Below are 25,805 nucleotides of genomic sequence, written 5' to 3'. Positions count from 1 at the left end.
TCCAGTACGAGATGGGCATCACCAGCCTGTCGAACGCCTTCGGCCCCACCACGCTGTCCACGCTGCAGTCGAAGTACCCGAGCATCAACGCCTCCACGGTGCCCTCGGCGAACTTCTGCCGCATCATCCAGTCCGCCCTGTACTGCAAGGGCTACGACGGCGGCGAGATCGACGGCACCTACAACAGCCGGGTCCAGAGCGCCGTGGCGCAGCTCAAGCTCCACATGGGCGTGGACGGCGCCTACCCGGGCACGTCCCTGGAGCCGAAGGTCGTCAAGGCCCTGCTCACCATGGACGCCTACGTCAGCCTCAGCGGCGGCAACGAGCAGATCCGCACCGTCCAGCGGTGGCTGAACGCCCGGTACGTGAACCGCCGGGACTTCTACATCATCCCCGCCGACGGCTATCACTCCCGCGACGTCGCGAAGTCCATGCTCTTCGCCATCCAGTACGAGCTGGGCATGGCCGACGGCGTCGCCAACGGCAACTTCGGCCCCGGCACCCAGTCCGGCCTGAAGTCCCACACCGTCGGCCAGGGCAACAGCAGCACCTGGGCGTACCTGTTCACGGCCGCGATGGTCCTCAACAAGCGCAACGTCCTCTTCGGCGAGTTCACCGGCGGGGTCCAGAGCGAGGTCGAGACCTTCCAGGCCTTCTCCATGCTTCCGGTGACCGGCGTCGGCGACTACGCCACCTGGTCCTCGCTGCTCGTCTCGTACGGCGACCAGACCCGCAGGGGCAGCGCCTGCGACTGCGTCACCAAGATCACGCCGGAGCGCGCCCAGACCCTCGTCAACGCGGGCTACGCGTACGTCGGCCGGTACCTCTACAACCCCTTCCCGAACGGGAAGCTGCCCGAGAAGCAGATCCAGCCGGGCGAGCTGGAGACGATCAAGGCGTACGGGCTGCGCTGCTTCCCGATCTACCAGACGTTCTCCGACTCGTTGAGCTACTTCAAGTACGGCCAGGGCTGCGTCGACGGGACCAACGCCGTCGAATGGGCGCGGGCGCACGGCTTCAAGCCGGGCTCGATCATCTACTTCGCCGTCGACTACGACGCCATGGACGGCGAGGTCACCTCCAACATCCTCCCGCACTTCCGCGGCGTCTCCCGGACCGTCACCGAGAACTCGGGCTACCGGGTCGGCGTCTACGGCCCGCGCAACATCTGCCAGCGCGTGACCGACGCCGGGTACGCCGAGACCGCCTTCGTCTCCGACATGTCGGCCGGCTTCTCCGGAAACCTGGGCTACCCGCTGCCGACGAAGTGGGCCTTCGACCAGATCTCCACGATCACGGTCGGCTCCGGCGCCGGTTCGATCAACATCGACAACGACATGGCCTCCGGCCGGGACCAGGGCCAGGCGGACTTCGACCCGCCCGCCGGGATCGTCTCCGGTCTGGACCGGGACCTCAACCAGGCCGCGTACAAGGCGCCCCTGCTCGCCGACATCCAGTCCTACCTCACCTCCATCGGCGTCCCCGAGACGGGCGGCGAGGGCTGGACCGCGGACGGCGACTGGGTCACGTACGGCGTCATCTCCACCACCGAGGCCTTCAACATGGTCCTCAGCGCCGACTACCTGTTCACCAACCTCGCCAGGACGCTGAAGATCCGCAAGGCGCTCATCCAGGCCCCCGTCCTGTGGGAGCTGCGCAAGCTGAACCCGCTCGACGCGGTCTCCGACGAGGCCGTGAAGGCCGGCCTGCGGGACGACAGCAGCACGGGCTGGGGCCAGATCTTCGCCAAGGTCGCCATCGACGCCCGGAACTACTGCATCCGGCAGGGCCTCCTCAACGCGAGCCCGCTGACCTACGAGGCCGACCTGAAGTCGGTCTGGGACCAGCTCCAGGACCCCGAGTACAACATCCGGTCCGTCGCGTACCTCACGATGTTCAACTCCTACCAGCTGGGCATCCCCTCGCCGTCGCTGACCACCAGCCTCGCCGACACCCAGGCGCTGCTCGCCCGGTACAACGGCACCGGGCCCAAGGCGGAGCAGTACGGGCGCGAGCTCGTCGGCCTCTACCAGGTCCTGGAGAACTACAACGCCCTCAGCCGCGCCTAGCGGCCCCCACCGATCGCGAAGAATGGGTGCATGAGGAAGCTGCTCGTGCCGGCCGGGGTGAACCTGCTGCTCGGCGTGCCCGGAATCGTTCCGTACTTCCTGGTCTGGTACGTCCTGGCCAACGGACCGCTCGCCGCCCTCGGGTGGACGACGCAGGACCCGAACGAGAACGACGGCATGCTGCTGTGGCTGGTCATCGTCGTACCGGTCGTCGGGATCCACGGCCTCGTGTGGGGCCTGGTGAACCGGCGCCTCGCGCGCCGGACGCCCGTCCCGAAGGCCGTGTACTGGACGGTGTGCGCGGTGGCTTCCCTGGCGCCCTTCCTGGCGATCGGGCTGTTCTGACGAAGACTTGAGAGGAGACACGAAGCACATGCAGCAGAAGATGACGCGCCGCACGGTCGTGCGGACCGCCGCCGTCGTGGGCGCGGCCGCCGCCCTCAGCCCGGTCCTGTCCGCCACGGCCGTCGCCGCGCCGAGCGCGGGGGCCGCCGACGGCGCCGTCCCGGGGGCCCGCAAGCCCAAGCGCCCGGCGACGTCCGCGAACGGCTGGACGATCCAGACCAACGTCGACCGCGACTCCCAGGTGTGGACGCGCTCGGTGTCCGGCGCCGGACTGACCGTGCCCGTGTGGATCGGTGACGTCGAGACCGTCCTGCTCCACGTCGTGCGCCGCTTCCACTACGAGGTGGAGGAGCTCCACGCCGGTGACCTCGCCGGCTGGCGCCCCGCCAAGGAGGTGCGCCGCCGCCACCCCGAGTCGAACCTCGCGTCCGGCACGGCCGTGCGGATCCGCCCGGGCATCGGGGCGACGAAGGGAACGCTGTTCCCGCTCCAGACCGACACCGTCCGCGCGATCCTCGCGGACTGCGACGGCGTGGTCCGCTGGGGCGGTGACGACAAGCCGGTGGACGAGTCCCTCTTCTACATCGCCGTCGGCCCGCTCGACCCGCGCCTCGCCGCGCTCGCGGCCCGGATCAGGGAGTGGAACGCCACGCCGGGCGAGGGCGCCGGAGCGATCACGGCCTGATGAGGCATGAAAGAGGGGGTGCACGACTTCAGTCGTGCACCCCCTCTTCCTGTGCGTCCCGTCAGGCCGGCAGGCCCAGCTCCCGGGCGATCAGCATCCGCTGGACCTCGCTGGTGCCCTCGCCGATCTCCAGGATCTTCGAGTCGCGCCACATGCGGGCCACCGGGTACTCGTTCATGAAGCCGTAGCCGCCGTGGACCTGGGTCGCTTCGCGGGCGTTGTCCACCGCCACCGTGGAGGAGTACAGCTTCGCGATCGCCGCCTCCTTCTTGAACGGCTCGCCGAGGACCAGGCGCGAGGCCGCGTCCCGCCAGCCGATCCGGGCCATGTGCGCCTTCGTCTCCATGTCGGCGATCTTGAACTGGATCGCCTGGTACGTGCTGATCGGCGACCCGAAGGCGTGGCGCTCCTTCGCGTACTTCACCGACTCGTCCACACAGCCCTGCGCGAGGCCCGTCGCGAGCGCGGCGATCGCGACCCGGCCCTCGTCCAGGATCCGCAGGAACTGCGCGTAACCCCGGCCCTCCTCGCCGAGCAGGTTCCCCACCGGGACGCGGACGTCGTCGAAGGAGAGCTCACGGGTGTCCGAGGCGTTCCAGCCGACCTTCGAGTACGGCGCCGCGACCGTGAAGCCCGGGGTGCCGGACGGCACGATGATCGAGGAGATCAGCGGACGCCCGTCGGGCTTGCGGCCGGTGACCGCCGTGACCGTCACCAGGCCCGTGATGTCCGTACCGGAGTTGGTGATGAAGCACTTCGAACCGTTGATGACCCAGTGGTCGCCGTCCCGGACGGCGGTGGTGCGGGTGCCGCCGGCGTCGCTGCCCGCTCCCGGCTCGGTCAGACCGAACGCGCCGAGCATCTCGCCGGAGCACAGCTTCGGCAGCCACTCCCGCTTCTGCTCCTCCGTACCGAAACGGAAGACCGGCATCGCGCCGAGCGAGACGCCCGCCTCCAGGGTGATCGCCACGGAGGAGTCGACCCGGGCCAGCTCCTCCAGGGCGATCCCGAGCGCCAGGTAGTCGCCGCCCATGCCGCCGTACTCCTCGGGGAACGGCAGCCCGAACAGGCCCATGCGGCCCATCTCGGCGACGATCTCGTACGGGAACTCGTGCCGCTCGTAGTAGTCGCCGATCTTCGGCGCGACGACGTCGTGCGCGAACTCCTCGACGGTGCGGCGGAGTTCCTCGTGCTCTTCGGAGAGCCGGTGGTCGAGGGACATGTCTTTCGTCACTCCTTGTGGGAGAGGGCGCGGACGGTACGGGAAGGGCTGGGCCGGCCCAGCTGTTCGGCCATCCACACGCTCGTGGCGGTGAGGGCGGCCAGATCGACCCCGGTCTCGATGCCGAGACCGTCGAGCATCCACACGAGGTCCTCGGTGGCGAGATTGCCGGTCGCGCTCTTCGCGTACGGGCAGCCGCCGAGGCCGCCGGCGGAGGCGTCGACCGTGGTCACCCCGTGGCGCAGGGCCGCCAGGGTGTTGGACAGGGCCTGCCCGTACGTGTCGTGGAAGTGCACGGCGATACGGGAGGTGGGGACACCGGCCTCGTTCAGCCCCGTAAGGAGGGCCTGGACGTGCCCCGGGGTCGCGACCCCGATCGTGTCCCCGAGGCTCAGCTCGTCGCAGCCCATGTCGGCGAGGGCCTTCGTGACCCGGACGACCTGCTCGACGGGGACGGCGCCCTCCCAGGGGTCGCCGAAGCACATCGACAGATAGCCGCGCACCTTGAGCCCGGCCTCTATGGCCCGCGTGACGGTCGGCGCGAACATCGCGAGCGCCTCGTCGACGGTCCGGTTCAGATTGGCCCTCGCGAAGGACTCGGTCGCCGAGGCGAACACGGCGACCTCACGGGCGCCGAGCGCGAGGGCCCGGTCGAGACCGCGCTCGTTCGGCACGAGCACCGGGAGCCGTACGGGAAGGTCGCGGACGCGCGGGAACAGCTCCTCGGCGTCGGCGAGCTGGGGCACCCACTTCGGGTGCACGAAGCTCGTCGCCTCGACGGTCGTCAGGCCCGCGGCGGCGAGCCGCCGCACGAACTCGGCCTTCACGTCCGTCGGGACGGCCGTCTTCTCGTTCTGCAGCCCGTCCCGGGCACCGACCTCGTGGATCCGCACCCGGGCGGGGAGCGACGGGTCGGGCACGGTCATCGGCAGTCCGCCGCTCATGCGTCCTCCTCCTCGCGGGGCGTCACCACGGCCAGGATCTGGTCCATGGCGACGGTGGTGCCGGGCGTGACGTCCAGCTCGGTGACGGTGCCGGCGTGCGGGGCGGAGATGACGTGCTCCATCTTCATCGCCTCGACCACCAGCAGGCTCTGCCCGGCCTCCACCTCGTCCCCGACGGCCACCTTCACGACGGTCACGGTTCCGGGCATCGGCGCGGCGAGCGTGTCGGCCCCGCCGTGCCGGGCGCCGGAGAGGGCGGCCTCGACGGGGTCGTGGTCCAGGACGTGCCAGGAGTCGCCGTCCCGGCCCAGCCAGTCGCCGGCGCGGTGGAAGGTGTGGGTGATGCCGTCCACGGTGACGGTCACCCCGGTGGCCGTGACCCGGGAGCCGGCGGGGGCCTCCGCCGTCGCGGGTTCGAGTCCCGGCACTCGGAACGGGAAGGCGAGCGGCTTCGGTGCGCCGCCCAGGCGCCACCCGCTCGGCACGTCGAACGGATCCGTCCAGCCGTCCCGGGGCGCCGGGGCCAGCTCCGCGAGCCGCACGGCGGCGGCCGCCGCGTACACCTCGTCCGGTACGCCCTGCGGGACCAGGCTCTCCGCGTCCCGCTCCACCAGCCCCGTGTCCATCGCCCCGGACACCACGTCCGGGTGGGCGAGGAGACGGCGGAGGAAACCGGCGTTGGTGGGGACGCCCAGGGTGACCAGGTCGGCGAGGGCCGCGCGCAGCTTCCGCAGGGCCGTCGGCCGGTCGGCCGCGTGGACGATGACCTTCGACAGCATCGGGTCGTAGAGGGAGGAGACCTCGCTGCCTTCGAGCAGCCCGGAGTCCGTCCGTACGCCGTTCCCCTGGGGCTCGTTCAGCGCGAGGACCGTGCCGCCCGAGGGCAGGAAGCCGCGCGAGGGGTCCTCCGCGCAGATCCGGGCCTCGATCGCCCAGCCGTCGAGCCGGACGTCGTCCTGGCCGAAGCCCAGCGGCTCACCGGCGGCGACCCGCAGCTGCCACTCCACCAGGTCCAGGCCCGTGATCAGCTCGGTCACGGGGTGCTCGACCTGGAGACGGGTGTTCATCTCCATGAAGTAGTACGCGGACGGGTCACCGCCCGGGACGATGAACTCGACCGTTCCCGCGCCGACATAACCGCAGGACCGGGCGGCCTCCACGGCCGCCGCGCCCATCGCCGCGCGGGTCTTCTCGTCGAGGAGGACGCTCGGCGCCTCCTCGATGATCTTCTGGTGGCGGCGCTGGAGCGAGCACTCGCGCTCGCCGAGGTGCACCACGTTCCCGTGGGCGTCCGCCAGGACCTGGATCTCGATGTGCCGGGGCCGGTCGATCCACCGCTCCACGAGCAGCGTGTCGTCACCGAAGGACGCCCGCGCCTCCCGGCGGGCCGCCGCGATCTCCTCGTCCAGGACCGCGAGGTCCCGCACCAGGCGCATGCCCTTGCCGCCGCCGCCCGCGCTCGGCTTGAGGAGGACGGGAGCACCCAACTCGCGGGCCGCGGACTCCAGTTCGGGGTCGGCCGCGCCGGGCACGACCGGCACGCCGGCGGCCTTCACGGTCTCCTTCGCCCGGATCTTGTCGCCCATGAGGGAGATCGCGGAGGCCGAAGGGCCGATGAAGACGAGGCCCGCGTCCGCGCAGGCCTGCGCGAACCCGGCGTTCTCGGCGAGGAAGCCGTAGCCGGGGTGGACGGCCTGCGCCCCGGTCCGCTTCGCCGCGTCGAGCAGGGCCGGGACGGACAGGTACGACTCGGAGGCCGGCGGCGGACCGATCCGTACCGCCGTGTCCGCCTCCCGTACGTGCCGGGCGTCGGCGTCCGCGTCGCTGTAGACGGCCACCGAGCGCACGCCCATCGCCCGCAGGGTGCGGATGACGCGGACGGCGATCTCGCCCCGGTTGGCCACGAGGACGGTGTCGAACATGCTCTGCATCTCCTGGGAGCCCTTCACATCCGGAAGACGCCGAACTGGGGGTCACCCAGGGGCGCGTTGGCACAGGCGGTCAGGGCGAGGCCGAGGACCTGCCGGGTCTCCAGCGGGTCGATGACCCCGTCGTCCCACAGCCGGGCGGTCGCGTAGTAGGCGTTGCCCTGGCTCTCGTACTGCTCGCGGATCGGAGCCTTGAAGGCCTCCTCGTCCTCCGCGCTCCACTCGTCGCCGAGCTGGTCGCGCTTGACGGTCGCGAGCACGGACGCGGCCTGCTCGCCGCCCATGACCGAGATCTTGGCGTTGGGCCACATCCACAGGAAGCGGGGGGAGTACGCCCGGCCGCACATCGAGTAGTTGCCCGCGCCGTACGACCCGCCGACGACCACGGTCAGCTTCGGGACGCGGGTCGTGGCCACGGCCGTCACCATCTTCGCGCCGTGCTTGGCGATGCCGCCGTGCTCGTACGCCTTGCCGACCATGAAGCCGGTGATGTTCTGCAGGAACACCAGCGGGATGCCGCGCTGGTCGCACAGCTCGATGAAGTGCGCGCCCTTCTGGGCGGACTCGGCGAACAGGATGCCGTTGTTGGCGACGATGCCGACCGGGTGGCCGTGGATCCGGGCGAAGCCGGTGACGAGCGTCTGCCCGTACTCCGACTTGAACTCCTGGAAGCGGGAGCCGTCCACGATCCGGGCGATGACCTCGCGCACGTCGTAGGGGGTGCGGGAGTCGACGGGCACGGCCCCGTAAAGACCGTACGGGTCGACCTTCGGCTCCTCGGCCGGCTCGACCTTCCAGGGCAGCGGCCCGCGCTCGGGGAGGGTCGCCACGATGTTCCGCACGATCCGCAGGGCGTGCGCGTCGTCCTCCGCCAGGTGGTCGGTGACGCCGGAGATCCGGGAGTGGACCTCGCCGCCGCCGAGCTCCTCGGCCGTGACGACCTCGCCGGTCGCCGCCTTCACGAGCGGCGGACCGCCCAGGAAGATCGTGCCCTGGTTCCGTACGATCACGGCCTCGTCGCTCATCGCCGGGACGTACGCGCCGCCCGCCGTGCAGGAGCCCATGACGGCCGCGATCTGCGGGATGCCGGCGCCGGACATCCGGGCCTGGTTGAAGAAGATCCGGCCGAAGTGCTCGCGGTCCGGGAAGACCTCGTCCTGCATCGGCAGGAAGGCGCCGCCCGAGTCGACGAGATAGAGGCAGGGGAGACGGTTCTCGAGCGCGACCTCCTGCGCCCGCAGGTGCTTCTTCACGGTCATCGGGTAGTACGTGCCGCCCTTGACGGTCGCGTCGTTCGCGACGATCACGCACTCGCGCCCGCTGACCCGGCCGATGCCCGCGATGACACCGGCCGCCGGGGCCTGGTCGCCGTACATGCCGTTCGCCGCGAGCGGCGCCAGCTCCAGGAACGGCGAGCCCGGGTCGAGCAGCGTGTCCACCCGGTCCCGGGGCAGCAGCTTGCCGCGCGCGGTGTGCCGCGCCCGGGACTTCTCACCGCCGCCCAGGGCGGCCGCCGCGAGCTTGGCGCGCAGGGTCGCCGCCAGCTCGTGATGGGCCGCCTCGTTGGCCTGCCAGGCCGCGGACGCGGGATCCGCCGCGCTCGTCAGCACAGGTGCCTGCTGCATCCTCCGGGCTCCCTTGCTCGGTTAATGAGCGTTAACGTATGTCGCCCAGGTTAACGACCGCTAACCGGGTTGTCTAGAATCGATTGCATGACCACCAGCCCGACGCGGATCGACGCGCCGACCCGCCGCGAGCAGATCCTCAAGGAGGCCGCCCGCCTCTTCGCCGAGCGCGGGTTCCACGGGGTGGGCGTGGACGAGATAGGAGCCGCGGTCGGCATCAGCGGCCCCGGCCTCTACCGCCACTTCCCCGGGAAGGACGCGATGCTCGCGGAGCTCCTGGTGGGCATCAGCGAGCGGCTCCTGTCCGGCGGGCAGCTGCGCGTGGCCGAGGCCGACGGGGATCCGGTCGTCCTCCTCGGCTCCCTCATCGACGGGCACATCGACTTCGCCCTCGACGACCGGCCGCTGATCACCCTCCACGACCGCGAGCTGGACCGGCTCAAGGACGAGGACCGCAAGCGGGTCCGGCAGCTCCAGCGGCAGTACGTCGAACTGTGGGTCGCGGTCGTCCGCGAGCTGTACCCCGACGCGGGCGAGTCCGAGTCCCGCACGGCCGTCCACGCGGTCTTCGGCCTGCTCAACTCGACCCCGCACTTGGCCGCCCTCGGCCGCGGGCCGATGGAGGACCTGCTGCGGCGGCTGGCACACGGAGCGTTCGGCGCGCTGGGCGCGTAGGGCGCGCGGGGTCCTCCGGTCCGAGGGCCGAAACGTTTACCGATCGGCAAGGCGGCTCCGACAGAATGAACCCCATGCCGATACTCAGCCGCCCCGCCCTCGTCGAGCACCTCGTCCGCACCCGGATCGCGGGAGACGTCGCCACCCCGCGCGACAACAACCTCTCCCACTACCGCAAGCTCGCCAACGGCGACCGGCACTACTGGCTCGGCCTCGAACTCGGCGACCGCTGGACCGACGAGCAGGACGTGCTCGCCGTGATGGCCGAGCGGTGCGGCGTCGTCGACGACCCCGCCCACCGGGTCGGCCAGGACACCATCGACCCCGAACTCACCGTCGACGGCCTCGACCGGATGGCCGCGCGCCTCCGCAAGGCCGCCGCGGGCCGCGAGCGGGTCCTCTTCGCCACCGGTCACCCCGGCTCGCTCATCGACGTCCACAGCCGGGTCGCCGCCGCGCTGCGGGCCCAGGGCTGCGACATCGTCCGGATCCCCGGCGGGCTCGTCGCCGACGAGGGGTACGTCGTGCAGTTCGCCGACGTCGCCGTCTTCGAGCGCGGCGCGAGCCTGTGGCACACCCACTCCCCGGAGCCGATGAACGCGATCCTCGACGCCCTCGGCGAGGACGGCCGCCCGGACCTGGTGATCGCGGACCACGGCTGGGCCGGCCGCGCGGGCCAGCGGGGCATCGACTCCGTGGGCTACGCGGACTGCAACGACCCCGCGCTCTTCATCGGCGAGGCGGAGGGCACGATGCAGGTCACGATCCCCCTGGACGACCACGTCCTGGACCCCCGCTTCTACGAGCCCCTGACGGCGTACACGCTGAACGCGGCGGGGCTTGCCTGAGCCCCCGGTCAGGGGGCGGCCCGGCGCTGTTCCACCCCCGGCGTCGGGTCCAGGTACACCCGGCGGATCGCCGGGAACCGCTCCCTGAGCTGGGACTCCGCGTCCTCGCAGGCCCATTCCACCTGTGCCGCCGACGACACGTCCCGGAAGTCGATCTTCGCCGCGACCATGACCTCGCCGGGGCCCTGGATCAGGGTGATCAGGTCGAGGACGTCGATGACGTGGGGGACGGAGAGCAGTTCCTCGCGGATGCCGTCGCGCATGCGGCGCGGGGCGGGGCGGCCGATGAGGAGTTCGGCGTTGGAGCGGCCCAGGACCCAGGCCACGTACACGAGCAGGATGCCGATGAGGATCGAGGCGACGCCGTCCCAGACGCCGGAGCCGGTGATCTGGACGCCGAGCAGGCCGCCCGCCGCCAGCATGAGGCCGGCGAGGGCGGCAGAGTCCTCCATCACGACCGCCTTGACGGTGGTGTCGGGCGTCCGCCGGAGGTACTGGGCGAAGGGGGCCTTCATCCGCTCCGCCTCCGCCCTGACCTGCTTGATGCCGGTGCGAAGCGAGAAGCCCTCCAGGAGGAAGGCGATGCCCAGGACGATGTACGAGACCAGCGGGTCGCCGAGCTCCTCGCCGTGGGTGAGGGTGTGGATCCCGTCGTAGATCGAGAAGACCGCGCCGCCGACGAAGGTGGCGACCGCGGCCAGCAGCGCCCAGACGTAGCGCTCGCCCGCGTAGCCGACGGGATGGTCCTCGTCGGCCGGCCTGTCGCTCCGCTTCAGCGCGGTGAGCAGCAGGACCTCGGTGACGGTGTCGGCGACCGAGTGGGCGGCCTCCGAGAGCATCGCGCTCGATCCGCTGACCAGGCCCGCGACGGCCTTGGCGACGGCGATCCCGAGGTTCGCCGCCGCCGCCACGATCACCGTGAAGGTGCTCTCTCCCTGTTCCGCCATGTTCGGACGGTATGTCCGATCATCGGCGCGGGACGCGAACGACACCCTCCTGGATGACGGAGATCGCCAGCCGCCCGTCCTGCGTGAAGATCCGGGCCTGCCCGAGACCGCGCCCGCCGGACGAGGTCGGGGACTCCTGGTCGTACAGGAGCCACTCGTCGGCCCGGAAGGGGCGGTGGAACCACATGGCGTGGTCCAGTGAGGCCCCCACGACGTCGCCCACCGCCCAGCCGCCCCGTCCGTGCGCGAGCAGGATCGAGTCGAGCAGCGTCATGTCGGAGACGTACGTGGCGAGGACGACGTGCAGCAGGGGGTCGTCGGCCAGTTTGCCGTTGGTGCGGAACCAGACCTGTGAGCGCGGCTCGCGCGGCTGCCCGACCGTCCCCCACGGGGGCGTCTCGGCATAGCGCAGGTCCACCGCCGCCCGCGCCTCGATCAGCCGGTCCGCGACCTCGCGGGGGAGGTGGCGGGGCAGCATCTCGGCCGGCGTCTCCAGCGACTCCGGGTCCGGCGCGGCCGGCATCTCGACCTGGTGGTCGAGCCCCTCCTCGTACGTCTGGAAGGACGCCGACAGGTGGAAGATCGGCTGCCCGTGCTGGACGGCGACGACCCGGCGGGTGGTGAAGGAGCGGCCGTCGCGGATGCGGTCGACCGTGTAGACGATCGGCGCGCCCGGGTCGCCCGCGCGCAGGAAGTACGCGTGGAGCGAGTGGGCGAGCCGGTCGGCCGGGACGGTCCGGCCCGCCGCCACGAGCGCCTGGGCGGCCACCTGGCCGCCGAAGACGCGGGGGACGATCGAGGGCCGGGACTCGCCCCGGAAGATGTCCTGCTCGATCCGCTCCAGGTCGAGCAGATCGAGCAGGTCATCCAGTGCCGTAGGTGCGTCGGGCACTTACAGGCCCATCGACTTGGCGATGATCGACTTCATGATCTCGCTGGTGCCGCCGTAGATGCGGTTGACGCGGTTGTCGGCGTACAGGCGGGCGATCGGGTACTCGTTCATGTAGCCGTAGCCGCCGTGCAGCTGGAGGCAGCGGTCGATGACGCGGTGCGCGACCTCGGTGCAGAACAGCTTGGCGCTGGCGGCCTCGGCGGGGGACAGCTCGCCCGCGTCCAGGGCCTCCAGGGCGCGGTCGGCGACGGCCTCGGCGGCGTCGACCTCGGCCTGACAGGCGGCCAGCTCGAACTTGGTGTTCTGGAAGGAGGCGACCGGCTTGCCGAAGACCGTGCGGTCCGTGACGTACTGCTGGGCGAAGCGGACGGCGGCCTTGGCCTGGGCGTAGGCGCCGAAGGCGATGCCCCAGCGCTCGGAGGCCAGGTTGTGGCCGAGGTAGTAGAAGCCCTTGCCCTCCTCGCCGAGCAGGTCCTCGGCGGGCACCTTGACGTCGACGAAGGCCAGCTCGGCCGTGTCGGAGGTGCGCAGGCCGAGCTTGTCCAGCTTGCGGCCGATGGAGTAGCCCTCGGACTTGGTGTCCACGGCGAAGAGGGAGATGCCGAAGCGGCGGTCGTCCTCGGACGGCGCGGAGGTGCGGGCGCAGACGATCACGCGGTCGGCGTGGACGCCACCGGTGATGAAGGTCTTGGCGCCGTTGAGGACGTAGTGGGTGCCGTCCTCGGAGAGCTTGGCGGTGGTCTTCATGCCCGCGACGTCGGAGCCGGTGCCCGGCTCGGTCATGGCGAGCGCCCACATCTCCTCGCCGGTGACGAACTTCGGCAGGAAGCGCTTCTTCTGCTCGTCGGTGGCGAGCATCTTGATGTACGGCAGGGCGAGCAGCACGTGGACGCCGGAGCCGCCGAACTGGACGCCGGCGCGCGAGGTCTCCTCGTACAGGACGGCCTCGAACTTGTGGGTGTCCAGGCCCGCGCCGCCGAACTCCTCGGGCACGTTGATGCCGAAGATGCCGAGCTCGCCGAGCTTGTCGTAGAACTCGCGCGGCGCCTGACCCGCGGCGAACCACTCGTCGTAGACGGGGACGACCTCGGCCTCGATGAAGGCGCGGATGGTCTCCCGGAACGCCTCGTGGTCCTCGTTGAATACGGTACGGCGCACGAGCCGCCTCCTTGTCGCTGCCGGTTGTCTAAGCGCTTGCTCAGGGTGTTCTGTTCGAAGTTACCCAGCAGTCACCCACCCTGTCCAGACTCCGAGCCTGTGATCCAGAGCCCCTTCGCCGCGTCGTAGGCGTGGACCGGGCTCCCCTTCGCCCGCCCGCTCGTACGGAAGGCCTGCCCGTCCTCATCGGCGATCCTCGCCACACCGCTGCGCCCCTCCGAGCTCCACTCCAGCTCCAGGAACCAGCGGCAGTCGCAGCCGACCGTGCGGGCGGAGACCAGCAGCTCCTCGGGCTCGGCCGCGGTGACGGCGTAGGGGAACGAGACGGCCGGGATCGTCCGGCCCTCCTCCCCCGAGGCGTCGTACCCGTCGACCGGCCGGGCCAGCGGGCGCGGCGCGTCGAGGTCCACGGCGAACCGGCGGGGGGTGACGGCCCCGCCGCAGCCGTCGTCCATGCGGTACGCCCCCCAGGACAGCGGCGCCGCCCGCCCCACCACGCGCACGTGCAGCCCCTGGAGGACCACGGCGGAGGCCCCCTTCCCCTGCACCGAGAGCCGGACGAGCGTCTGCCCGCCGTGCACGGCACCGAGCGCCCCGGCCCACCGGGCGGCGTCGACCGGCGCCGGGGGAGCGCCGACCCGCGCCGGGGGCCGGTCGGCGAGATAGGTGTGGCCGCAGCCGTTCTCCCAGAGGTGCGAGGCGACGGTGTACGTGAACGGGGGCGCCGTGTCCGTCCCCGCGCGGTCCTCCGGCTCCCGGCCGCGCCCGGGCAGCAGGACGGCCCCGACCACGAGCGCCACGACGGCGGCCACGGCACCGACGACGAGCCAGGGCCTGCGGCGGGTCGGGGCGGGGGCCGGGGCGGGATCGAGGGCGGCCATCACGGCCGCGGGCGGTTCTGCGGGCGCCGCGACCGACGGGCCCCCGGCTGCCGCGACCGGCTCCGCGACCGGCTTCGCGACCGACGGACCCCCGGCCGCCGCGACCGGCTTCGCGACCGGCTCCGCCGGGGGCCTGCGGACGAGGTCCGCGCGTCGCCAGTGCTCCTCCAGCTCCCGGATCTCGTCCGCGGCGGCCCCGCACAGCCGGGCCAGGCGTTCGACGACGGCGAAGGACTCCGGGACGGCCGCACCGGAGCAGTAACGGTGCAGCGTGGAGGCGCTGACCCCGAGGCGCCGCCCCAGCGCCTCGTAACTGCGCCCGTCGCGCGTCTTCAGCGCGCGCACCCGTGCCGCGAACTCCTCGACCTCACCCATCGACCCATCCCCCGCTCGTTCCACCCCTCTTGCGTCCTCCCACGTCAGAGGGGGTGGAATGGTTCCGGGACGGGTGAGGGGCGTGGCACCGTTGCCCGGAGTGGGCGGGGGCCCGAGGGTGGTGGAGCACTGACCGAACGACCCGACGGGGGATCCACCACCGTGAACAAGCTCCGTACCGCACTCGCGGCCACCGCCGCTGCCGCTCTGGGCCTCGCCGCCCTCGCCGCCGCCCCGGCGCAGGCCGCCGCCCAGCCCGCCTTCCTCTCCGCCGCCCAGATGCCGGCGTCGTCGACGCCGTGGACCGCCACCCGCGTCTTCACCGGTGTCCCGGAGAACGGCGGCGCCCTCTGCGCCCCGTACAAGATCCCGGCGCAGAACACCCGCTACCGCGAGTTCACCACCGAGCTCGACACCAACGGCGTCCAGATCACCACCGTCGCCCGCACCGAGGCCGACGCGGTGAAGCTGGTCGACACCCTCCGCAAGTCCCTCGCCGGCTGCGGCCCCCTCCTGGAGCGGCAGAACCCGGGCCTGCACGCCGTCAGCGCCTACCACGGCAAGATCGCCGTGGAGGAGGGCGCCTGGGTCTACAGCCTGGACACCGCCGACCCGCAGATCGGCAACACCGACATCCACCTGTTCTCCGTCGGCCGCGACGGCCGCACCGTCACCTTCGTCCGCTGGGGCCAGATGGGCGACCTGAAGGACGCCCCGCTGTCCGCCTTCCGCACGACGGCGAAGACGGCGGTGAACAAGCTCTGGTGACGGGGGACCGCGCGGGTCACCGCGTGCGGAGCGCGAACCACAGCTCCATCCGTACGTCCGGGTCGTCCAGGTCCCGGTCGAGGAGCGCCGCGCAGCGGGCGATGCGCTGACGGACGGTGTTCCGGTGGATGTCCAGGGCCACCGCCGTTCGGTCCCAGCTGCCGTGGAGGGAGAGCCAGACCCGGAGCGTCTCGGCCAGGGCTTCGGTGAGCGGAGCGAGGAGGGTACGGGCGTAGGCGGCGGCCTCGTCGTGGTCGACGAGCGCGGCGAAACCGTTGGAGCGGTGCCGGACGAGCGCCGCCCGCGAGGCCTCCGCCCTGCGCAGCGCCCGCGCCGCCTGCGCGTCCCCGGCGGCGAGCTCCGAGGCCGCGACGGGGGCGCTCGCCCCGAGGGTCCAGCCCTGCTGGGCGGTGACGGGAGCGGAGGAGGGGAGGAGGAGGCGCACGGTGCCGGGGCGCACGGCGCCCGGGGCGTCCGGGCCCGCGCCGGGGCCCGCCGGTGTCGGGCCCGTGGCCACGTCCGCGGCCACCAGCGGGGTCCCCAGCGCCGCCGCCAGGCTCGCCGCCGCGAACGGGGTGCCGTCGCCGCCGCGCGCGTGGACCACCGTCCAGGGGCCCGGGCCCAGCGCGCCCGCGACCTCCGCCGGGGGCGCGCCGAGCAGCAGCCGGACCAGGGCTCCGTCCCGTACGGTCACGTCCGCGCCCCGGTGCGGGGCCGTGAGCAGGGAGAGCAGGACCACCGCGACGCCCGCGATCGTGTGGTCGCCCGGGCCGCGCCGCTCCGTCGCCACCCCCAGCGTCAGGCCCTCCCCGCCGCCGAGCGCGTACGCGGCGAGCCGCAGCCCGCCGCCGTCCCCGCTCGCCGACGCCGGTCCGCCCGGGCGCGGCCCGAGCACCCCCGCCAGGTCCCGCAGGGCCCGTGCCGCCTCCGCCGGGACCTCCCGGCCGGCCGCCGCCGACTCCGTGCCGTCCGCCCCGAACAGCACCGCCCGCCCGCCGAGCCGCGAGGCGAGCGCGCCGAGCACCGCCGGGACCGGGGCCGGCCGGGCCGCGGCCGCCGCCAGGGACTGCTGGGCCTCGGTCACCCGGCGCAGCTCGTGCAGCCGGGCCTCCGCCATCAGCCGCCACAGCGCTCGCGCCACCGCCGTGAACGGGGTCCGGGGAGGGACCTCCACGAGAGGCAGGCCGTGCCGCTCGCACGCGGCGACGAGCTCCGGCGGCACCGTGTCGTACACCGGCGTCACCCCGAAGGCGAGCGCCGCCGCCCCCGCCTCCACGACCCGCTCGACGTAGTGCGCCGGGTCGGTGAGCTGCACGCCGGCCGTCATGAGCAGCTCGCCGCCGAGCAGATACGGGTACGGGTCGGCCATCTCCGAGGTGTGCACCCAGTGCAGCGGTACGTCCTCGGGCCCGGCGAGCAGCCGCAGGCCCAGGTCGGGGCGGGCGAGCAGCGCGGCGAGCGACACGGGGGGCGCCGGGGGAGTGGAGCTCGGCTCCGCGGGGGGCGTCGGGGGCATCGGCATGGATCCTTCGTACATCCCCCGCCAGGACAGTGGAGGAAACGTACACTTCAAGGTCGCTTTCCGGCCACTTACTGTCGTTCTCATCCCAGGGCCGCGGGTACGGGCGGATGTCCCCGCGATCAGCACCTGGGCACTTCCCCCGCACGACACGCCACCGAGGTGAGAAGAAGGAGGGCCCCATGGCCGTCGACTACACAGTGATCGTCCTGTACTTGGCCGGCATGCTCGCGATGGGCTGGTGGGGCATGCGCCGCGCCAAGTCCAAGAGCGAGTTCCTGGTGGCCGGCCGCCGCCTCGGGCCCTGGATGTACTCCGGGACGATGGCCGCCATCGTCCTCGGCGGCGCCTCCACCATCGGCGGCGTCGGCCTCGGCTACAAGTACGGCCTCTCCGGCGCCTGGATGGTCTTCGCCATCGGCCTCGGCCTGCTCGCGCTGAGCGTGTTCTTCTCCGCCCGCATCGCCCGGCTGAAGGTCTACACCGTCTCCGAGATGCTCGACCTGCGCTACGGCGGCAAGGCCGGCGTCATCTCGGGCGTCGTGATGTGGGCGTACACGCTGATGCTCGCGGTCACCTCGACCATCGCGTACGCCACGATCTTCGACGTCCTCTTCGACCTGCCCCGGACCCTCGCGATCGTCCTCGGCGGCACCATCGTCGTCGCGTACTCGACCCTCGGCGGCATGTGGTCCATCACGATCACCGACATGGTGCAGTTCGTGGTGAAGACCATCGGCGTGCTGCTCCTGCTGCTGCCGATCGCCGTGATCAAGGCCGGCGGCTTCGAGGGCATGCGCGAGGCGCTGCCCACCTCGTACTTCGAGCCCCTCGGCATCGGCGGCGAGACGATCTTCACGTACGTGCTGATCTACACCTTCGGCATGCTCATCGGCCAGGACATCTGGCAGCGGGTCTTCACCGCCCGCACCGACAAGGTCGCCAAGTGGGGCGGCACCGTCGCCGGCACCTACTGTCTGGCGTACGCCCTCGCCGGAGCCGTCATCGGCACCGCGGCCAAGGTCCTCTACCCGAAGCTGCCCAGCGCCGACGACGCCTTCGCCACCATCGTCAAGGACGAGCTGCCGATGGGCGTCCGGGGCCTCGTCCTCGCCGCCGCGCTCGCCGCCGTGATGTCGACCTCCTCCGGCGCCCTCATCGCCTGTGCCACCGTCGCCAACAACGACATCTGGTCACGCCTGCGCGGCTCCGTCGCCAAGAAGGACGAGAACGACCACGACGAAGTGAAGGGCAACCGCCTCTTCATCCTCATCATGGGCGTCGCCGTCATCCTCATCGCCATCGCCCTCAACGACGTCGTCCAGGCCCTCACCGTCGCCTACAACCTGCTGGTCGGCGGGCTCCTCGTGCCCATCCTCGGCGGCCTGCTCTGGCGCCGCGGCACCGTCCAGGGCGCGCTCGCCGCGGTCACCGTCGGCGGCCTGGCCGTCATTGGCCTGATGTGGACTTACGGAATCTTGGCAAATGAGCCTGTTTACTACGGTTTGTTGGCCTCGCTCGCCGCATATGTGATCGTTTCCCTGGCCACCCGCCCGACGGACGCCACCGTGCTCGCGAACTGGCGCGCCCGGCTGGCCGGCCAGGAGACCCCGACCGAGACCGCGCCCGAGTCCACGGACCCGGCACCCGTCACCGCCTGACGGCGGCCCACGCCCCGGGCGTCGCGACCCGACGCCCGGCCCACCGAGAAGCACCCAGGAGGACCCCGACCATGAGCAGCAGCGACCAGAACGCCTTCCGCGGCCCGATCGACTCGTCCCGCATCCCGCGGTACGCCGGTCCCGCGACGTTCGCCCGGCTGCCGCGCCTCGACGAGGTCGGCACCGCCGACGTCGCCGTGGTCGGCGTCCCCTTCGACACCGGCGTCTCCTACCGCCCCGGCGCCCGCTTCGGCGGCAACGCCATCCGCGAGGCCTCCCGCCTCCTGCGCCCCTACAACCCCGCGCAGGACGCCTCCCCGTTCGCCCTCGCCCAGGTCGCGGACGCCGGCGACATCGCCGCCAACCCGTTCAACATCAACGAGGCCGTCGAGACCATCGAGGCCGCCGCCGACGACCTCCTCGGCACCGGCGCCCGCATGATGACCCTCGGCGGCGACCACACCATCGCCCTGCCGCTGCTGCGCTCCGTCGCCAAGAAGCACGGCCCCGTCGCCCTGCTCCACTTCGACGCGCACCTCGACACCTGGGACACCTACTTCGGCGCCGAGTACACCCACGGCACCCCGTTCCGCCGCGCCGTCGAGGAAGGCATCCTCGACACCTCCGCCCTCTCCCACGTCGGCACCCGCGGCCCGCTCTACGGCAAGCAGGACCTCACCGACGACGAGAAGCTCGGCTTCGGCATCGTGACGTCCTCCGACGTCTACCGCCGCGGCGCCGACGAGGTCGCCGACCAGCTGCGCCAGCGCATCGGCGACCGCCCGCTGTACATCTCCATCGACATCGACTGCCTCGACCCGGCCCACGCCCCCGGCACCGGCACCCCCGAGGCCGGCGGCATGACCTCCCGCGAGCTCCTGGAGATCCTCCGCGGCCTCTCCTCCTGCAACCTGGTCTCCGCCGACGTCGTCGAGGTCGCCCCGGCGTACGACCACGCCGAGATCACGGCGGTCGCCGCGTCGCACACGGCGTACGAACTGACGACGATCATGTCCCGCCAGATCGCCGCGGCGCGCGACGCGAAGTAGTTCCTTCGGCGCGGGTCGGGCTTCGCCCGCCCGCGCCGCCGTCGGGTGGTGGGCATACGTTCCGCAGGGCGGAACGGGTGGGCACCACCCGACCACCGGCCCGCACCCGACCACCGAGCCACGCCAAGGGACGACCATGACCCACGACCACGACCTCGTGCTGCGGCCCACGGTCGCCCAGACCGAGGCGGCCCTCAACCCGCCCAAGGGGCGCAACGGCGGCGACCTCGTCGTAGAGACCCTCACCGGCCTCGGCGCCACGACGGTCTTCGGCCTCCCCGGCCAGCACGCCCTCGGCATGTTCGACGCCCTGCGCCGCAGCGACCTCCGCTACGTCGGCCTCCGCGTCGAGAACAACGCCGGCTTCGCCGCCGACGCCTACGGCCGGATCACCGGCGAGGCCGCCCCGCTGCTGCTCTCCACCGGCCCCGGCGCGCTCATGTCGCTCGCCGCGCTCCAGGAGGCGGCCGCCGCCTCCGCCCCCGTCCTCGCGATCGGCAGCCAGATCCCGGTGGCCGGGCTCGGCGGCGGCCGGCACGGCTACCTCCACGAGCTCCGCGACCAGCAGGCCTCGTTCCGCGACGTCGTGAAGTCCGTCCACACGGTCCGTACGCAGTCCCAGATCCCGTCCGCGATCGCGGCGGCCTGGGAGTCGGCGCTCACCGCCCCGCACGGCCCGGTCTGGGTGGAGATCCCGCAGGACGTCCTCCTCGCGGAGACGACGATCCCCGTCGTCACGGCCATGGACGCGACCCCCGAGGACGTCGTCCCGCGCCCCGAGCTGACGGCGGTCGCGGCGCACCTCCTGGCGAACGCCGAGCGGCCCGCGATCATCGCGGGCGGCGGCGTCGTCCGCTCCGACGCCTCCGGCAAGCTCCTCGCGCTCGCCGAGAAGATCGACGCGCCCGTCGTCACCACCTTCGGCGGCAAGGGCGCCTTCCCGTGGGAGCACCCGCTGTCGCTCCAGTCCTGGCTGGAGGACCGGCACACCACGGACTTCCTGGAGGACGCCGACGTCCTCCTCGTCGTCGGCTCGGGCCTCGGCGAGCTGTCCTCGAACTACCACACGTTCGCCCCGCGCGGCCGGGTGATCCAGATCGAGGCCGACGCGGGCAAGCTGGAGTCCAACCACCCGGCGCTCGGCATCCACGCGGACGCCCGCCTCGCGCTCCAGGCCCTCCTGGAGACGGTCGAGGAGCGTACGGACCCGACGGCCCCGGAGCGGGTCTCGGCGGTCCTGGGCAAGGTCCGGGACCGGATCGCGGCCCAGGACCTCGGCCTGGAGCAGCGGATCGTCGCGGCCGTGCGGGAGGCGCTCCCGGACCGGGCGCCGAGCTTCTGGGACATGACGATCCTGGCGTACTGGGCGTGGTCGGCCTTCGACGCGCGGCACCCGAACACGATGCACTCGGCCCAGGGTGCGGGCGGCCTCGGCTACGGCTTCCCCGCCGCCCTCGGCGCGGCCGCCGCGGACCCGTCCCGGCCGGTCCTCGCGGTCTCCGGCGACGGCGGCGCGATGTACTCGATCGCGGAGCTGGCGACGGCGAAGCAGTACGGCCTCGACGTGACCTGGCTGATCGTCGACGACGGCGGGTACGGGATCCTGCGCGAGTACATGACGGGCGCGTTCGGCGAGGCCACGGCCACCGAACTGTCCCGCCCGGACTTCGTGGCCCTCGCCGAGTCCTTCGGCGTCCCGGCGACCCTGACGACCCCGGAGTCCCTGACGGAGGACCTGACGAAGGCCCTCGCGACCCCGGGCCCGTCGGTGGTGGTCCTCCCGGCGCTGCTGCGGATGTTCGAGCCGACGCACCTCTGACGGGCGCGGCGACCCGCCCGGCCGTGGGGGCCGGGCGGGACCGCCCGCTCAGTCGACGAGCCCCTCCCAGGCCTTCCGGTACTCGGCGAGCTGCGCCTCGTACCCCTGGCGGAAATGTGCCGCCTGGGCGGTGATCTGGTCGGTGTCCATGCGCCGCGGGGGTATCAGCCGCGCCACGTCGGCGAAGGCCACCGCCGCCGCCTCGGCGACGAGCCCGCCCCGCTGCCGGGCGGCGAAGACGTCGAGGCCCGCGTTCCGCAGGAAGCCCTCGAAGACCGACCGCGGTCTGCTGGCCGTGTCCCTCAGCTCCCGGTCTGTCGCCGGCGTCACCCGCCCGGTCGCCGCGAACCCGTGCACCGCCCGCAGCGCCGCGTACAGCCGTCCCCACTGGTACGGCTTCCCGTCCTCGACCTTCCCCACGGACCTCCCCTTCCGCTCCACCCACGGCACCGCTCGTCCGGCGGGGCCAGGGATTCCCTACCCGCCCGGGGCCGGTCCTAGGACCGAAGGCCCGTATTTGTTGCGGCGGGATGAAATCGCACGTCGGCCGTGTTGGGCCTTCCGGTAGACCAGGACGAGCGGGAGGCCTTCGTGGCGGCGGTCGGGGAGAAACAGCAGGGCTGGGCGCGCAGGCTGGCCGGGTACGCGTGGCGGTACAAGGCGAACACACTGCTCGCGCTCGGGTCCTCCCTGGCGGGCATGGCCGTGCTCGCGCTCGTGCCGCTCGTCACCAAGGTGATCATCGACGACGTCATCGGGACGAAGACCAGGTCCCTCGCGGTCTGGACCGGCCTGCTCATAGGCGCCGCCGTCCTCGTCTACGCCCTCACCTACGTCCGCCGCTACTACGGCGGCCGTCTCGCCCTCGACGTCCAGCACGACCTGCGCATCGACATGTACGGCACCGTCACCCGGCTCGACGGGCGGCGGCAGGACGAGCTGTCCACCGGGCAGGTCGTCGGGCGGGCCACCAGCGACCTCCAGCTGATCCAGGGCCTCCTCTTCATGCTCCCGATGACGATCGGGAACATCCTGCTCTTCCTCATCTCGCTGGCCGTCATGGCCTACCTGTCGATCCCGCTCACCCTCGTCGCGCTCGCCGTCGCCCCCGCCCTCTGGTGGATCGCCAAGCGCAGCCGCACCCGTCTCCACCCGGCGACCTGGCACGCGCAGCAGCAGGCCGCCGTCGTCGCCGGGGTCGTCGACGGGGCCGTGACCGGCGTCCGGGTCGTGAAGGGCTTCGGCCAGGAGGACCAGGAGACCGGCAAGATCCGCGAGGCCGGGCGGAAGCTGTTCGCGGGGCGCCTGCGGACGATCCGGCTGAACTCGAAGTACACGCCGGCCCTCCAGGCCGTACCCGCCCTCGGCCAGGTCGCCGTCCTCGCGCTCGGCGGCTGGCTCGCCTACCGGCACCAGATCACCCTCGGCACCTTCGTCGCCTTCTCCTCCTACCTGGCCTCCCTCGTCGGCCCGGTCCGCATGCTCGCCATGGTCCTCACCGTCGGCCAGCAGGCCCGCGCCGGCGTCGAGCGGGTCTACGACCTCATCGACACCGAGCCGGTGATCAAGGACGGCACCAAGGAGCTGCCCGCCGACGCGCCCGCGACCGTCGAGTTCGACGACGTGTCCTTCGCCTATGAAGACGGGCGGCCCGTGCTTGACGGCTTCTCGCTGGAGATCCAGCCGGGCGAGACCGTCGCCGTCGTCGGCGCCTCCGGCTCCGGCAAGTCGACCGTCTCCCTCCTCCTGCCCCGCTTCTACGACGTCACCCACGGCGCCGTCCTCGTCGGCGGCCACGACGTCCGCGAGCTCACCCTCGACTCGCTGCGCGCCGCCGTCGGCCTCGTCCCCGAGGACTCCTTCCTCTTCTCGGACACGGTCGCCGCGAACATCGCGTACGGCGTCCCCGACGCCACCCGCGAGCAGATCGAGACCGCCGCCCGCGCCGCCCAGGCGGACCGTTTCATCGCCGAGCTCCCCGAGGGGTACGACACCAAGGTCGGCGAGCACGGCCTCACCCTCTCCGGCGGCCAGCGCCAGCGCGTCGCCCTCGCCCGCGCGATCCTCACCGACCCCCGGCTGCTCCTCCTCGACGACGCCACCTCGGCCGTCGACGCCAAGGTCGAGCACGAGATCCACGAGGCCCTCAAGTCCGTGATGGCGGGCCGTACGACCCTGCTCATCGCACACCGCCGCTCCACCCTCGGCCTCGCCGACCGCATCGCCGTCCTGGAGGACGGCCGCCTCGCCGACATCGGCACCCACGCCGAGCTGGAGCAGCGTTCCCCGCTCTTCCGCCGCCTCCTCACCGACCCCGAGGAGCTCGGCGCCGTCTCGCCCGGCCACCTCACGCCGCCGGACGAGCTCCCCGAGGACCGCACGCTGCGGGCCGAGCTGGACGCCGAGTTCGACGCCGAGCGGGGCATCACCCCGACCCTGTGGGTACGGGACGAGACCACCGGCCGCGAGACCCCCGCGCCCGGGGCCACCCCCGAGCTGCTCGCCGCCGTCGAGGCGCTGCCGCCGGCCACCGACACCCCCGACATCGACGAGGCCCGCGCCGTGTCGCCCGAGGACGCGTACGGCCTGCGCCGTCTCCTCCGCGGCTTCGGCGTCCCGCTGCTCATCAGCCTCGGTCTTGTCGCCCTCGACGCGGGCGCGGGCCTGCTGCTCCCGGTCCTGATCCGGCACGGCATCGACGAGGGCGTGAACCGGCTCGCGATCGGCGCCGTGTGGGCGGCCTCCGCGCTCGCCCTGGTCACCGTCCTCGTGCAGTGGGTCGCGCAGACCGCCGAGACCCGGATGACCGGCCGCACCGGCGAGCGGGTCCTGTACGCGCTGCGCCTGAAGATCTTCGCCCAGCTCCAGCGGCTCGGCCTCGACTACTACGAGCGCGAGCTCACCGGCCGGATCATGACCCGGATGACCACGGACGTCGACGCCCTGTCGACCTTCCTGCAGACGGGCCTGGTCACCGCCTTCGTCTCGGTCGTGACCTTCTTCGGGATCATGGTCGCGCTGCTCGTGCTCGACCTCCAGCTCGCCCTGGTCGTCTTCGCGACCCTGCCGGTCCTCGCCATCGGCACGTACTACTTCCGCCGCTCCAGCGTGAAGGCGTACGAGCTGGCGCGCGAGCGGATCAGCGTCGTCAACGCCGACCTCCAGGAGTCCGTCTCCGGCCTGCGGATCGTGCAGGCCTTCCGCCGCGAGCGCTCGGGCGCGGCCCGGTTCGCCGAGCGCAGCGACTCGTACCGCGAGGCGCGCGTCCGGGGCCAGTGGCTGATCTCGGTCTACTTCCCCTTCGTGACCCTGCTGTCCTCGGTCGCGGCCGCCGCCGTCCTGATCGTCGGCGCGAACCGGATCGAGGCCGGCACCCTCACCACCGGCGCCCTCGTCGCCTACCTCCTCTACATCGACCTCTTCTTCGCGCCCGTCCAGCAGCTCTCGCAGGTCTTCGACGGCTACCAGCAGGCCGCCGTCTCGCTGAAGCGCATGCAGGAGCTCCTCCAGGAGCCGACGTCGACGGCCGCCGCCGACGCGCCCCTGGACGTGCTGTCGCTGCGCGGCGAGATCGCCTTCGAGGACGTCTCCTTCGCGTACGGCGACGAGGAAGAGGCCCTCACCGGGATCGATCTGCGGATCCCCGCCGGGCAGACCGTCGCCTTCGTCGGCGAGACCGGCGCCGGCAAGTCCACGCTGGTCAAGCTGGTCGCCCGGTTCTACGACCCGACGGGCGGCCGGGTCACCGCCGACGGCACCGACCTGCGGGACCTCGACCTCACCGCGTACCGCCACCGGCTCGGCGTCGTCCCCCAGGAGGCGTACCTCTTCGCCGGGACGATCCGCGACGCCATCGCGTACGGCCGCCCCGAGGCGACCGACGCCGAGGTCGAGGCGGCGGCCCGCGCGGTCGGCGCGCACGACATGATCGCCACCCTCGACGGCGGCTACCTCCACGAGGTCGCCGAGCGCGGCCGCAACCTCTCCGCCGGACAGCGCCAGCTGATCGCCCTCGCCCGCGCCGAGCTCGTCGACCCGGACATCCTGCTCCTGGACGAGGCCACGGCGGCCCTGGACCTGGCGACCGAGGCCCAGGTCAACCAGGCCACCGACCGCCTCGCGGGCCGCCGCACGACCCTCGTCGTCGCCCACCGCCTGACGACGGCCGCGCGCGCGGACCGGGTGGTCGTGATGGACCACGGCCGGGTCGCGGAGGACGGCACCCACGACGAACTCCTGGCCCTGGGCGGCCGGTACGCGACGCTGTGGAACACGTTCATCGGGGAGGCGGAGCCGGAGCGGGTCTGAGACCTGGCCCGAGACCGCGTCCGAGGCTTGGCCCGGGACCGCGTCTGAGACCTGGTCCGGGACCGCGTCTGAGGCTTGGTCCGGGAC

The 25,805-nt window shown here is 72.4% G+C and carries 20 protein-coding genes; 10 read left to right on the top strand and 10 right to left on the bottom strand.

Translation table 11 applies throughout. The annotated features are described in order from the left end of the window. Positions 1-11 precede the first annotated feature (11 nt). Genes SVTN_RS13755 through SVTN_RS13745 form a run of 3 tightly spaced genes read left to right on the top strand, consistent with a single transcriptional unit; the run spans position 12 to position 3,099 of the window. Positions 12-2,069: a glycoside hydrolase domain-containing protein gene (locus SVTN_RS13755; protein WP_425429048.1), complete on the top strand. Its 2,058-nt coding sequence runs from the start codon at positions 12-14 to the stop codon at positions 2,067-2,069. Between the two features lie 30 nt (positions 2,070-2,099). Beyond that, complete coding sequence (locus SVTN_RS13750; protein ID WP_041129353.1) at positions 2,100-2,414, top strand: hypothetical protein; 315 nt, start codon at positions 2,100-2,102, stop codon at positions 2,412-2,414. Between the two features lie 28 nt (positions 2,415-2,442). Beyond that, complete coding sequence (locus SVTN_RS13745; RefSeq protein WP_041129352.1) at positions 2,443-3,099, top strand: hypothetical protein; 657 nt, start codon at positions 2,443-2,445, stop codon at positions 3,097-3,099. Positions 3,100-3,160: 61 nt separating this feature from the next. On the opposite strand, the gene SVTN_RS13740 is transcribed toward SVTN_RS13745, so the two are convergent. The 4 genes from SVTN_RS13740 to SVTN_RS13725 are packed head-to-tail and all read right to left on the bottom strand — an operon-like array spanning position 3,161 to position 8,818. Next, positions 3,161-4,321 (bottom strand): acyl-CoA dehydrogenase family protein, encoded by a 1,161-nt coding sequence (locus SVTN_RS13740; protein WP_041129351.1) that lies wholly within the window; start codon positions 4,319-4,321, stop codon positions 3,161-3,163. 8 nt (positions 4,322-4,329) lie between these two features. Next, a complete protein-coding gene (locus tag SVTN_RS13735; protein WP_041129350.1) occupies positions 4,330-5,265 on the bottom strand; it encodes a hydroxymethylglutaryl-CoA lyase in 936 nt (311 codons plus the stop codon). Then, positions 5,262-7,196, bottom strand: a complete 1,935-nt coding sequence (locus SVTN_RS13730) for an acetyl/propionyl/methylcrotonyl-CoA carboxylase subunit alpha (protein WP_041133871.1) — start codon at positions 7,194-7,196, stop codon at positions 5,262-5,264. The genes SVTN_RS13735 and SVTN_RS13730 overlap by 4 nt, the downstream gene beginning before the upstream one ends. A gap of 14 nt (positions 7,197-7,210) precedes the next feature. Next, positions 7,211-8,818 (bottom strand): carboxyl transferase domain-containing protein, encoded by a 1,608-nt coding sequence (locus SVTN_RS13725; protein ID WP_041129349.1) that lies wholly within the window; start codon positions 8,816-8,818, stop codon positions 7,211-7,213. Between the two features lie 87 nt (positions 8,819-8,905). Here SVTN_RS13725 and SVTN_RS13720 point away from each other — a divergent pair, with 87 nt between their 5' ends. Next, on the top strand, positions 8,906-9,493 hold the full coding sequence (locus SVTN_RS13720) for an SACE_7040 family transcriptional regulator (protein WP_041129348.1): 588 nt from the start codon (positions 8,906-8,908) through the stop codon (positions 9,491-9,493). Between the two features lie 74 nt (positions 9,494-9,567). Then, on the top strand, positions 9,568-10,341 hold the full coding sequence (locus tag SVTN_RS13715) for a phosphatase (protein WP_041129347.1): 774 nt from the start codon (positions 9,568-9,570) through the stop codon (positions 10,339-10,341). An 8-nt stretch (positions 10,342-10,349) separates the two neighbouring features. Here SVTN_RS13715 and SVTN_RS13710 read toward each other — a convergent pair whose 3' ends face one another. The 4 genes from SVTN_RS13710 to SVTN_RS13695 all read right to left on the bottom strand — a co-directional run bounded on the left by SVTN_RS13710 (position 10,350) and on the right by SVTN_RS13695 (position 14,594). Then, complete coding sequence (locus tag SVTN_RS13710; protein ID WP_041129346.1) at positions 10,350-11,288, bottom strand: cation diffusion facilitator family transporter; 939 nt, start codon at positions 11,286-11,288, stop codon at positions 10,350-10,352. A 19-nt stretch (positions 11,289-11,307) separates the two neighbouring features. Further along, positions 11,308-12,180: an acyl-CoA thioesterase gene (locus SVTN_RS13705; protein ID WP_041129345.1), complete on the bottom strand. Its 873-nt coding sequence runs from the start codon at positions 12,178-12,180 to the stop codon at positions 11,308-11,310. Continuing rightward, complete coding sequence (locus tag SVTN_RS13700) at positions 12,181-13,338, bottom strand: acyl-CoA dehydrogenase family protein (RefSeq protein ID WP_041129344.1); 1,158 nt, start codon at positions 13,336-13,338, stop codon at positions 12,181-12,183. A gap of 71 nt (positions 13,339-13,409) precedes the next feature. Beyond that, on the bottom strand, positions 13,410-14,594 hold the full coding sequence (locus tag SVTN_RS13695) for a helix-turn-helix domain-containing protein (RefSeq protein ID WP_041129343.1): 1,185 nt from the start codon (positions 14,592-14,594) through the stop codon (positions 13,410-13,412). Positions 14,595-14,756: 162 nt separating this feature from the next. Between SVTN_RS13695 and SVTN_RS13690 the strand changes: the two genes are divergently transcribed. Continuing rightward, positions 14,757-15,362 carry a hypothetical protein gene (locus SVTN_RS13690; protein WP_041129342.1) on the top strand — a complete coding sequence of 202 codons (606 nt, stop codon included), beginning with the start codon at positions 14,757-14,759 and terminating at the stop codon, positions 15,360-15,362. 16 nt (positions 15,363-15,378) lie between these two features. On the opposite strand, the gene SVTN_RS13685 is transcribed toward SVTN_RS13690, so the two are convergent. After that, positions 15,379-16,899: a PucR family transcriptional regulator gene (locus tag SVTN_RS13685; protein ID WP_052499103.1), complete on the bottom strand. Its 1,521-nt coding sequence runs from the start codon at positions 16,897-16,899 to the stop codon at positions 15,379-15,381. A 164-nt stretch (positions 16,900-17,063) separates the two neighbouring features. Between SVTN_RS13685 and SVTN_RS13680 the strand changes: the two genes are divergently transcribed. From SVTN_RS13680 to SVTN_RS13670, 3 genes are all read left to right on the top strand, one after another. Next, positions 17,064-18,542 carry a sodium:solute symporter family protein gene (locus SVTN_RS13680; protein WP_041129340.1) on the top strand — a complete coding sequence of 493 codons (1,479 nt, stop codon included), beginning with the start codon at positions 17,064-17,066 and terminating at the stop codon, positions 18,540-18,542. Between the two features lie 71 nt (positions 18,543-18,613). Next, complete coding sequence (gene speB / locus SVTN_RS13675; protein WP_041129339.1) at positions 18,614-19,591, top strand: agmatinase; 978 nt, start codon at positions 18,614-18,616, stop codon at positions 19,589-19,591. Positions 19,592-19,727: 136 nt separating this feature from the next. Then, complete coding sequence (locus SVTN_RS13670) at positions 19,728-21,410, top strand: thiamine pyrophosphate-binding protein (protein WP_041129338.1); 1,683 nt, start codon at positions 19,728-19,730, stop codon at positions 21,408-21,410. A gap of 48 nt (positions 21,411-21,458) precedes the next feature. Here SVTN_RS13670 and SVTN_RS13665 read toward each other — a convergent pair whose 3' ends face one another. After that, the gene (locus tag SVTN_RS13665; RefSeq protein ID WP_041129337.1) at positions 21,459-21,830 is read right to left on the bottom strand and encodes a hypothetical protein; all 372 of its coding nucleotides are present in this window, start codon (positions 21,828-21,830) and stop codon (positions 21,459-21,461) included. Positions 21,831-22,001: 171 nt separating this feature from the next. Here SVTN_RS13665 and SVTN_RS13660 point away from each other — a divergent pair, with 171 nt between their 5' ends. Further along, positions 22,002-25,718, top strand: a complete 3,717-nt coding sequence (locus SVTN_RS13660) for an ABC transporter ATP-binding protein (RefSeq protein WP_041133870.1) — start codon at positions 22,002-22,004, stop codon at positions 25,716-25,718. Positions 25,719-25,805: the final 87 nt, after the last annotated feature.

The sequence above is a fragment of the Streptomyces vietnamensis genome (assembly GCF_000830005.1).
Taxonomy (GTDB): domain Bacteria; phylum Actinomycetota; class Actinomycetes; order Streptomycetales; family Streptomycetaceae; genus Streptomyces; species Streptomyces vietnamensis.
The sequence above is the reverse complement of the archived record's forward strand: the minus strand, read 5'-3'. Positions and strand labels throughout refer to the sequence as shown.

Bases quoted from the DNA above. Each gene is read 5' to 3' on its own strand.
- SVTN_RS13755 (WP_425429048.1), top strand. From the start codon at position 12: ATGGGCATCACCAGCCTGTCGAACGCCTTCGGCCCCACCACGCTGTCC.
- SVTN_RS13750 (WP_041129353.1), top strand. From the start codon at position 2,100: ATGAGGAAGCTGCTCGTGCCGGCCGGGGTGAACCTGCTGCTCGGCGTG.
- SVTN_RS13745 (WP_041129352.1), top strand. From the start codon at position 2,443: ATGCAGCAGAAGATGACGCGCCGCACGGTCGTGCGGACCGCCGCCGTC.
- SVTN_RS13740 (WP_041129351.1), bottom strand. From the start codon at position 4,321: ATGTCCCTCGACCACCGGCTCTCCGAAGAGCACGAGGAACTCCGCCGC.
- SVTN_RS13735 (WP_041129350.1), bottom strand. From the start codon at position 5,265: ATGAGCGGCGGACTGCCGATGACCGTGCCCGACCCGTCGCTCCCCGCC.
- SVTN_RS13730 (WP_041133871.1), bottom strand. From the start codon at position 7,196: ATGCAGAGCATGTTCGACACCGTCCTCGTGGCCAACCGGGGCGAGATC.
- SVTN_RS13725 (WP_041129349.1), bottom strand. From the start codon at position 8,818: ATGCAGCAGGCACCTGTGCTGACGAGCGCGGCGGATCCCGCGTCCGCG.
- SVTN_RS13720 (WP_041129348.1), top strand. From the start codon at position 8,906: ATGACCACCAGCCCGACGCGGATCGACGCGCCGACCCGCCGCGAGCAG.
- SVTN_RS13715 (WP_041129347.1), top strand. From the start codon at position 9,568: ATGCCGATACTCAGCCGCCCCGCCCTCGTCGAGCACCTCGTCCGCACC.
- SVTN_RS13710 (WP_041129346.1), bottom strand. From the start codon at position 11,288: ATGGCGGAACAGGGAGAGAGCACCTTCACGGTGATCGTGGCGGCGGCG.
- SVTN_RS13695 (WP_041129343.1), bottom strand. From the start codon at position 14,594: ATGGGTGAGGTCGAGGAGTTCGCGGCACGGGTGCGCGCGCTGAAGACG.
- SVTN_RS13685 (WP_052499103.1), bottom strand. From the start codon at position 16,899: ATGTACGAAGGATCCATGCCGATGCCCCCGACGCCCCCCGCGGAGCCG.
- SVTN_RS13680 (WP_041129340.1), top strand. From the start codon at position 17,064: ATGGCCGTCGACTACACAGTGATCGTCCTGTACTTGGCCGGCATGCTC.
- speB (WP_041129339.1), top strand. From the start codon at position 18,614: ATGAGCAGCAGCGACCAGAACGCCTTCCGCGGCCCGATCGACTCGTCC.
- SVTN_RS13670 (WP_041129338.1), top strand. From the start codon at position 19,728: ATGACCCACGACCACGACCTCGTGCTGCGGCCCACGGTCGCCCAGACC.